Raw genomic sequence first — 9,851 nt, 5'->3', positions numbered from 1 at the left:
CAGACGGTTTTCGTCAAAGAACTCGGTGACGCGTGCGGTGATCGTCCATTGGCTGTCGTTGGCGTCGGCGCGAATTGCGTTGACGACCCGCTGCAAGACGAGGTTCTCAACGATTTCAAGTGACTTGGACTGCTTGGAGGGTTGAAGCGTCTTAGTCTCTTGCTCGTACGTTTCAATCGACGTGGTAAACACACGAGAAATAGCGTTGTTTTCAACCGATTCACGGAGATGTGTCTCGGTTTTTCGCAAACGGTTGTCGGGTGATTGAGTTTCGCCACCGTTCTGATCGCTTGGGGTGAACAGCCAACGGCGACCGGACATCGAGATTTGGCCTGTGATCTGTGGAATCACGGTCCCTTCGCGCAATTGATGACGCAGCGAATTGTGATGCGTCAGCACGGGACTGCGGGAATCAGGGCTATCGAAGTCGCTGCGACTTTGACCTGCTGCTGAGTGCTGTTCGGTATCGTCGCCAAAGCGATCCGCAGCCAAAACGCTGCCATCAAGCGTGCCAACGAACAACGGAGTCAATACCGCTATCAGCGTTGTGGTCGGGATCAGGCATGCCATCAGATATCGCGAGAAATACATTGGCGTACGGGCCCACAACAGCAATAGCGGTAGTAACAGCATGACAGTGTATCGCAGTGGTAACGGTTTCAGGGGATGAAACAGTTCCTCGGATATCGGCTTCCATGCTGGCCGGGAACGAACGGGGCAAATCGCATCAGGTCGGTGGAATCTGCAAATTTGAATCCGCTGTGTGAATTCAATTCTCTTTTGGCATCGCAAACGCGTGAAGCGTAATCACGGCGCCGAACGCAATCATGGATAGCCCCAACCAACGAGGTGGTTGAACGCGTTTCATCGGTTTCGGATGAACCCGCAACAAGATCGAATCAAGTGTCGTCGAGTTATTCGCGGTCGTCGTTTCGCTGAATCGGGCCAACGTACGCGTGGTGGATTCATTCAGGACAAACGAATCGACCATGCGGAACTGAACACCGAACAACACAAGTAGTAAACCGAATAAGAAGTAGCGGTGGCGATATCTTGTCATGACAATCAAAGCCTTAGCTGTCTCGTGCCACCGCGTTTCAAATCGGGAGGTCGGCGTGACACGAGTGACATGGATTAGAGGGACGAAGCGACAGGGATCGGTTGGTGTTCGACAAACGGGACCAACCTTGGCGAATAACAATCCAATCGTCGTAACCGACGTGAAAACGTCAGCGGATTTCAAAAGGAATCGATCGCATGAGAAGCACCGTTGGTACGTTCGACAGCGGTGATGCACGAAATGGCGGAGTTCGCGGAGATGCCAATCAAGTACGGCAAATTGTTGCAAATGCGAGAATTCAAAGGCGAATTCGTTTGCCGATTCGCTGTTGGTGTGCTGTTGGAATCAACGATTATGCAAGATCAAACACAGCGATAGCCTTTGACGATTTGTTGATTTAATCCGGCTTCAAATCGCAGCGGTGAGCCGTGGGCCGTGAGGCACCGGGTCGTGCGTGAGACCCGACCGCTGACGAGAACGTCCGGCTTAGGCCAGAGGCCGATACATCCTCTGCCGTGGCCGTAAGGCCACGGGATGTAGCGAATGAGCTGCAAAGGCCGGAGGCCGACACAATGACTGTGTATATGTGTCGGCCTCCGGCCTTAAAAAAGAACGAATGCGAGTTGTTAGAGTCACCCTAAGCCGGACGGCCGCTGACGCGTCGCAGCTCAATAAATCCGCAAACTTGATGATTAATTGCGGCTCAGTGAAACCTGCTTGCTGGCCAACCGCAATCGCAATGTTGGGCTGACCAAGAAGATGACCAGTCCGAACCAGACAAATCCGAAACCGAGGATTCGCCATGTGTCGAGCGGTTCGCCAAAAACGAAAGCACCGACAATAAATTGCAGCGTAGGGCCGATGTATTGCAGAATCCCGATCGTCGACAAATTCACTCGCCGAACGGCCGCCGCGAACAGCATCAACGGGGTGATGGTGACCAACCCGCCGCCGACCAACATCATCTTTACTGTCAAGCTGGATCCGACGACGGAACTGTCGCCTGATAACGTTCCGGATGCAATGATGTAAGCCGCGGGCAAAAACAAGACCGCCATCTCGAACCACAATCCAACGATCGCAGGCAGATGCGTCTTCTTTTTAATCAGTCCATACAAGGCGAATGAACTCGCCATCGCCAGGGAAACCCAGGGAACGTGGCCGCCTGCGATCGACATTACCAAAACCCCTACGGCGGCCACCGCGACCGCAATCCACTGGGTTCGCCCGAGTTTCTCACCCAGAACAATCACCCCTAACATCACATTCATCAGCGGATTGATGTAATAACCCAGCGACGCTTCGAGCACGCGATTGTTCTTGACCGCCCACAGGAACGCCAACCAATTAATCGCAATCATCACCGCTGCAAGCGAATAGATCGCCCAAACCTTGGGGGATCGAACGGCAGTTGCAAACGCTTGATAACCTCCCAAGTTTCCCTTGCGAAGCACCAGCGGCAGGATGATGCACAGCATCAGGAATGACCACAAGATTCGATGCCATACCAACTCGGTGGCGTCGACGTTGCCGAGTTGTCGCCAATAAATCGGGAACAGCCCCCACAAGGTGTGCGCAGCGACGGCACAGAAGAACCCGAAACGCAAATCCAGCGGCGATGGGGCGGTTGTATTTGCGGGCGAATTCAAATCGGAGCTCAAAAATGGATGGATGGGGGCGAGCGTATGCGAACGATACTCTCGAACTCGGTCCAGGTAGAGGGGATGAGGGCCAGACCGCTCGGCTTTTATCAACTGGGGCCTGGAATCTTCCCTTTTCTGCCGCGAGCGTGCCGACATCGCTGTGACACCCAAACACACGAAGACGTTCACCGGAACATTTGCCCTGGTGCTGACGTCTCGAAGTTGTTGCGTCTACCAGCGGGCGATTCTGTAGACGGGACCAATACGGCGGATCATCCCGGATTGATGCAACCGGCGCCGTTCACACTCGTTTTAAGCAATGTCCAATTACCCAAGGCGTCCGCCGATGCGGTATTCGCGACCCGTTGTTGGTGCGGACGAGTAAGCAGTGTTGGCTGAAACGGTGAACAAACCGAAGGACTCCTGCCTGCTTGACTGGCTGTCTGCTTGACTGGCGGCCTGCTTTCAGCGTCTGCCTCGTTAAAGGGGGGACGTCACGACTCAACCGTTTCAGAGAACGTCTGAGTCGTGAACGTTACCGTGGCTGCATGAGCATCTAGGGGATGCGTTAGGCGATCCATTTACTTGAGCGATTTGGCGGATTTGCCAAGTTCAAAGTCTTCGGGTTTCAGCCCACGTTGCATGAAATAGTCGGCGGGCTGAAATCCATAGAACGAAGGATCGTACGGATCGACAAAACGGACGTCGGCCTTTTCAGGAACCTCTTGGTCGGTCAGAAAATAGGCGGCGTTGACGAACAATCGACGCAGGTCCTCGCTCAGTAGATCGACTGCGGCACCGGCGGTCGTTGCAAACACCTTGCCTTCGGTTTCACCCGATGGCGATGTGTAACTCTTTAGCCATGCCAACGGCATCATGGGATCGTTGATCGGGCCTTCGACGATGGGGGCGTCAGGATCCAACGCTTCGATCACCGCACCACGTAGCAATACCGTTGCCGCTTCCTGATCCAAATGCACGACACCATAGATATCCGATGCGGTATAGATGTCCGAGACGGAGTTCAGAACGGGATGGTCAGCGTTTTCTGGGACGACCACGGCACGTCCGCCTTGAACCTTGTGCTGCCCGTGATGGCTGTGCCAGTTTTCGCCAATCACGTTGATTCCAAAATTGGCCCAGTTGTAACCGCCATACTTGCCGCTCTTGAACGCGTGGGTCGAGGTGCGAAACCCAATCAGAGGTTTCCCTGCGTTCAGATAATCCAAGATCGGTGCCATCTGTTCGTCTGGAAGCACACGCCACCGCGTTCCAATGATCATCAAATCGGCATCGGCCAGAGTTTCCAGTCCTGGGATGTTGGAATTATCGTTTGGGTTAATAACGCCGGTTTCCTTATCGATCGCAAACAGTACGGTACATTTAAAACCGTGTCGTTGGCTGAGGATTTTTCCGAGCATGGGGCACGATTCTTCGGTGCGATATTCTTCGTCGCCCGAGATCAACACGATATGGCGACCATTCGCGGTGCCCGCCGCGGGTTCAAAGACAAGTCGATCCGCCGCGAGCGAATAGGCGGAGACAAAGATGAGGCACAAAAACGCAGCGAAGCGAGTGGTGATCATGGCGTACTCGGTGAAAATCGAGGGGAAGCGGACGGTAGAGCACCTGGCTGCCCGAGAGGGGCCGCCAAATCGGTGTGCGAATCAGTGTAGTTGACTATCGCAGCAAAAAACAAGCAAGTCCGGCTAAAGGCCAGGCGAATCGGCGATTTCGATCGGTTGCGGCAATGCGTCGATCCACCGCGTCAACTGCGAGAAAAAAGCCACATCTTGCTGATCCGCGACTCTCCACTCGGCCCGCTTATTCGTTACGATCAAACGCAAATCGCGGATCCATTGGCCGAGCGAGTCGAGAAGGGCGGCATGGTCGTTTTCGGACAGCGGTTCCGAATCGAATTGAACTTTGCCGCCACGAGAAACTCGATGCAAACGGATCAGACGCCCCGCATCGGCGGCGTAGCGGATTTCTTTGAAAAACACGCGGCGAAGTTGCTGGTCCGCATTGAATTGGAACACGGGGTCAGCACCACAATACAGACTCAACTGACCAGCGCCGCGGAAACCGATGGTGACGACCGTGCCGTTGATGGTTGTTTCGCCGCGAATCGCCATTTGACGACCGTCACGCAGCAAGTCTTCTCGATCTCGTTCTTGTTTTGCCATCGCCACGCCCGAGCGTCCGTTGAACCTGGTATTGCCACTTTTGCAGCCTAGTTTCGTCGGTCGATCGGTGCGTCGTCAATGGTATCGCATTTGCCGCGTCTTGTTCACACCAGCACATGTGGCTGCACGTTTTCACAGCGATTGATTTGATCAATCAGCGATGGCAATTCGGTGATCGTGTCGATCACCGCATGGGCACCTGCGTGACGGAAAACATGGTCGGCTTCTCTCAGACGCTGTGATCGGTCGTGGTCGGACAACTGTGCGTACTCGGTTTGAGAAAGTCCCATCAAACTACTGCTGTCACAAACGCCAATCGACCAGCAGTTCGCAGCCAAGCCTGCTTTGATGTCCGCAACGGTATCGCCGATTTTAAGGACGTGTTGGGGCGTTTCGATCGTTAGTTGCTGCATCACGCGATGGATCATTTGCGGTGCAGGTCGACCTTCGGTGACATCATCGGAACAAACGTTCGCGTCGGGGGTGAAACCCGCTTGGGCGGCTCGTTGTGCCACCGCGTCGGCCGCGGCACGAAAGTAGCCTGTCGTACCGCCGATCTTGATATTGCGTTTTCTCAGTTCGTGCACGACATCGAGCAATCCCGGTACCAAGTCGGCATGCTGATCGATCGCCGCCAATTGCACGGGGATAAACGCCTCATACAAATCATCAACGTCGTCTTCGGTCCATTCGCGGCCTTGCACGTCATGCCAGGCAGTCGCAATCTCCGGAGCCGTCAGCATTTGAACCAGATGGTCTCGCTTGTTTAGCCCCATCGGTGCACAGGCCTGTTCGTTCGTGACCGAGACATTTCGTGCTTTAAACACGTCGGTAAATGCCGCGGCGGGAGCACGCGATCCGAAATCAACGGTGGTGCCGGCCCAGTCGAAGATGACCAGGCGGATTTTTGCTGGGTGGGTGTTCATGAGCGGGATGATCGTCGACGACGGATGCGAATCGTGTGTGCATCGGATGAAGATTGCGAGTTTATTTTTGCGAGTCAACGAATTCGCACGGCGGTCGCCGCCCCCTTTTAATGAACGTAGTGGTTCATCGCATTATTGATCGTCGTTCGATTCACTCAGCAAACGGAGCAGCGAGTCGGAGGTAGTGCGTCGGGGATTATTGGACATTCGCTCGGCGTTGACACCGCGAATGATTTGTTCCCATTGTGACGGATGTGTGATGCCCGCTTCGACGAGCGAAGCGGGACAGCCAGTATCGCTGAGAATGGAGCGAATTTTCTTGCACGCCGACGGCACATCCGTGGCGCCCAACAGATCGACAATGGTTGAGATTCGCCGACGCACATAATCAACACCGCGTGGATCGACACAATCCGGCGCCGTCACTTCGGAATTGAATCCCAACATGGGTGCGAGTGTCAACGCAACGGCGATGCCATGAGGGAGACCGTGCAGCGACGTTAGTGGGTACGACAACGCGTGGGACGCCGTCGTCTTGCTGATGTCGATTGCTTTGCCGGCCAAGTGGGATGCTTGGCACATTGCCATACGGGATTCGGGTGTTGGATTTTGGACGGATGAAACCAGATGGCCGATGGAAAGCAGCGCAGCTTGTGTCGCATACTCGCACGATTCTTCGGTGGCTCCGACGGCCCAGAGTGATTCGATCGCTTGGCAGAACGCGTCGAGTCCGGTGGCTGCAGTAATTCGCGCAGGCAGGCTGTGCGTTAGCAATGGATCGACCAGTGCGTAATCGGGCAACAGCGTCGGATCCGCGAGGGAGTATTTGTCGCCGTCGACATACACCACGGCAAAATGAGTCGCCTCGCTGCCGGTGCCCGCCGTTGTGGGAACCGCGACCAACGGCGGTCCATCGCACTGAATTTGGTTGTGCCCGAGCACAATCGCGCGTGCGTCGTTGGATTGGACCGCCAGCGTTCCGATCATTTTTGCGAGATCAATTGCCGTTCCGCCGCCCAAAGCAATCACCATCTCAGGATCATTGTCGCGAAATAACGCAATTCCCCGCTGCACGTCCTCTAATTTTGGATTCAGTTGAAATTTTGAAAACGGGGTGACTTCACAATGATTCAGTGCGTCCGCCAGCACGGTATCCGCTCCGCTGGCGGCCGAGGCCACGGGATCAACCACAAGAAATACGCGTTTGACGGCGTGCTTTGAGAGGATGCTGGTGATCTCCGAAAGCGCGGCTGGGGCTAGAGTTACGGACGACAGCGAGGCTTTTTGCAGGGCTTCAGACACGTTATTGTCCGTTCGGAAAGACGAAAACAGAAATCGAAGGAAGGCTCAAAGGGAAATATCCTGTTGGGTGCATCACGCCCTCGTGCAGAGGGGTGTGGTTGCAGCGATTAGTGGCATTGTGCGCTGTTTTCACCTTTTCAACGCTAATATGCGAAGGAACGCAGGCCCAATTCCTTTTGCCGGTTACGGAGCTTGCGTAGACTATAGGGTATAACGGTCGAGACTAAAGCATGCGGTGCTTCCCCCCTCGTTTCGTTTTGGAGATTTTCGCGTGGCTTCAGTGCTGCAGAGGTCCCCAGTTTCCTATTCTTCAATCGTTCCCGGCAACCCTCTTGTCTTGCACTTCTCTGTGATGCCACCGATTCCACTTCTAAACGGCTTCGTTTGCGCGTGTTGCGTTTCGGCAACGCGCCGATCCGATGTTCGTCGGGAAGGAGTGAAGATCGAGGACACGAGCATCCGCTACGATTCGGTATTCCGCAACAACGTCGTGCCGCGATGGAGCTTTGGACGCATTGCGGTGCTTGGGATTTTGGTCATTGGGTTTGCCCTCAGCAAGGAAACGAATGCCCAAGGGCCCGGTTCTGAGCCACCTCGCAGTATCCTGCAGTCTTCTAGCGACACGGATTCGGCCAGCGGCGGCAGTCAGCTGCGAGTCAAAGGATTCTTGTTCCTTGACCAATCGGGCGTCCCTGTTTTGATGCCGGGGACAACGTTCGAAGAAATCGAGCGACTGCAAAATTTAGAAGCCGGCGTTGATTCACGCAGCCAAGTGTTTGATTTTCAATCGCTCGAGATCACCGGGGCGGCATCGCAAGGGATTACCGGCGCTGCTTCGCCAGGCCGAGCGGAATTGAAGATCGTGATTCGCTTGACGATCGATTCGACTGCGGGGCGGATGGTGGCGATTCCGCTGCGGATGCGAAACTTCTTTTTGTTGGGACCGCCGGACGTCAGCGGACTCGACGAATATCGCATGACGGTTTCGGGCAACGATTCCGGGCATGTGTTAATGGTTAAGACCAATCAACGTCGTGAGGCGGTGATCACGATGAACGTCGCCGCTCGAGTCGAGCCGGGGCCCAACCACTCGCTGCAATTCCAACTGCCGGATGTGCCATCGATGGTACGGATCACGACGGATGACGAACAGTTTACCGGCGAGATCGTCGGACGCGGTGACGAGGTGTTGCAAACTCAGCGTTCGGCTGCCAATTTCGCCGAATTTGTCATCGAAAGCGGCGGCGGTGTATTCACTTTGCGATGGGGAAAACGTGATCGCGCGTCGGATGGATCTCCGTTGTTGGAAATCGACAACAGCCGAATTGTCGTTCAGTGGGACACCCCACAAGACCAACCGATTGCATCGTGCCAAATGATTATCCGCAGCGTGCGAGGAACGATCAACGCATTGAAGCTGAGACTGCCTGAGAATGCCGTTTTATTAGATACACCGACGCTGGGGTCAAACGGTCAATCGGTTGAAATCACTAGCCCGGTATCCCCGACCAGCCCCTCAACCAACGGCGAAGGCACGTTGCTTGATATTGTGATTCCGGAAACCGAGCGTCAGCAGCGGATTGATTTAAATCTTGACATTCAGTTTTCCGCCAGTGATCCGAACGCATCCACGCCGCTGGTCTTTCGCGCCCCCGAAGTCATCGGAGCTCTTCGGCAACGGGGCGAGATCCAGATTTCAACCGGCGACGATTATCGACTGCGATGGCGATCGCGTCCCTGGGTGCAAAGCATCTTGGCTCAACCAACCGAAGAAACCGGACGCTCTTATTTATTTCGTTACGATCGTGCCACGTTTGACTTGCCGATCTGGTTAGCGACCACCCGCCGCCAATTGAGGTTGTCGACCGAGTCCGAAATCTCGCTTCACGATTCGATCGCTCGCATCAAATACCGCATTCTTTCCAGCGGTCGCGCAGCCGAGGGAACGCTACTGAAAATCGACATGGGATCATGGCGATTACGTTCGATTGAAAACGAAGAGACTTCCGAACAAATTGAATCGGGGCTGAACGGGAATCTGCACGAAATCTATCTTGAATCGGTTTCCAGTGGCGATCCATCACCGATTCGCATCGTGGCTGAGCACGACTTGCCGATCAGCGCCGAAAAAGACTCGCCGCTGCGTGATTCGGCAGTGCTGGATGACGGCGATGCAGGGATCACTTTTCTGCTGCCGCGAATTACCGATATCGAAGACACCATGTTGGTGCAGTCGGCAACCGTCGCGGTGGCCAATCAAGGCCGATTGTCCTTTGTCGTCGATCTGCAAGATTCACAAAATGTCGATCGGGTGATCAATTCCGAGAGTGCTTCGCCGGTGGAAACGCCGCGTTCAAATTACCGCATCATTCCTCCGGATGCTGCCGGTAGCTTGGTGGGGCACGTTGTCCAACAATCACCCACGATCTCACTCGCAGGCGATGCCACGATTGAAATCGAAGGACGCAGTTTACACACCACACTTGATTGGATCGTCAATTCAAGCTTGGATTTGGAAGGCCGGCTTCCCATTCAAATTTCATCTCGAGATCTGTTGCCGGTCGCCACGTCGGAAGACTTAGCCGATTCGGATGAATCGTCCGAAGCGAGTTCCGGTGACGTGTCGGATTCGGCCGCATCGAAAAACGACGCCTCCGATTTTTCCGCCGCGATGGCGAACCGCTGGACCGTCAGAGTCAACAATCAACCTGCGGTGTTGGAACCAAGGGGCGAG

General features: G+C 54.8%; 8 protein-coding genes and 1 pseudogene. 2 read left to right on the top strand and 7 right to left on the bottom strand.

All coding sequences use genetic code 11. From position 1 onward, the window contains the following. Positions 1-633: pseudogene (locus RMSM_RS04585) on the bottom strand (hypothetical protein); the annotation flags it as partial. A 136-nt stretch (positions 634-769) separates the two neighbouring features. Then, positions 770-1,060: a hypothetical protein gene (locus RMSM_RS04580; protein ID WP_040764104.1), complete on the bottom strand. Its 291-nt coding sequence runs from the start codon at positions 1,058-1,060 to the stop codon at positions 770-772. 210 nt (positions 1,061-1,270) lie between these two features. Here RMSM_RS04580 and RMSM_RS40655 point away from each other — a divergent pair, with 210 nt between their 5' ends. Beyond that, entirely contained in the window at positions 1,271-1,438 is a 168-nt protein-coding gene (locus tag RMSM_RS40655) for a hypothetical protein (RefSeq protein WP_160168228.1), read from the top strand. Between the two features lie 314 nt (positions 1,439-1,752). On the opposite strand, the gene rarD is transcribed toward RMSM_RS40655, so the two are convergent. The 5 genes from rarD to RMSM_RS04555 all read right to left on the bottom strand — a co-directional run bounded on the left by rarD (position 1,753) and on the right by RMSM_RS04555 (position 7,117). Beyond that, on the bottom strand, positions 1,753-2,709 hold the full coding sequence (gene rarD, locus RMSM_RS04575; protein ID WP_236622003.1) for an EamA family transporter RarD: 957 nt from the start codon (positions 2,707-2,709) through the stop codon (positions 1,753-1,755). A gap of 575 nt (positions 2,710-3,284) precedes the next feature. Then, positions 3,285-4,289: a ThuA domain-containing protein gene (locus RMSM_RS04570; protein WP_008692246.1), complete on the bottom strand. Its 1,005-nt coding sequence runs from the start codon at positions 4,287-4,289 to the stop codon at positions 3,285-3,287. 123 nt (positions 4,290-4,412) lie between these two features. Further along, entirely contained in the window at positions 4,413-4,889 is a 477-nt protein-coding gene (locus RMSM_RS36405; RefSeq protein WP_052031483.1) for a hypothetical protein, read from the bottom strand. A 104-nt stretch (positions 4,890-4,993) separates the two neighbouring features. Next, positions 4,994-5,815 (bottom strand): phosphonoacetaldehyde hydrolase, encoded by an 822-nt coding sequence (gene phnX / locus RMSM_RS04560; RefSeq protein ID WP_008692240.1) that lies wholly within the window; start codon positions 5,813-5,815, stop codon positions 4,994-4,996. A 132-nt stretch (positions 5,816-5,947) separates the two neighbouring features. Continuing rightward, positions 5,948-7,117: a phosphonoacetaldehyde reductase gene (locus RMSM_RS04555; protein WP_008692238.1), complete on the bottom strand. Its 1,170-nt coding sequence runs from the start codon at positions 7,115-7,117 to the stop codon at positions 5,948-5,950. Between the two features lie 436 nt (positions 7,118-7,553). Between RMSM_RS04555 and RMSM_RS04550 the strand changes: the two genes are divergently transcribed. Further along, positions 7,554-9,851, top strand: a 2,298-nt coding sequence (locus tag RMSM_RS04550) for a hypothetical protein (protein WP_008692236.1), incomplete at its 3' end; no start/stop codon positions are given.

It is taken from the genome of Rhodopirellula maiorica SM1 (assembly GCF_000346295.1).
GTDB lineage: Bacteria > Planctomycetota > Planctomycetia > Pirellulales > Pirellulaceae > Novipirellula > Novipirellula maiorica.
This window is presented reverse-complemented; position numbering and strand designations above follow the sequence as displayed.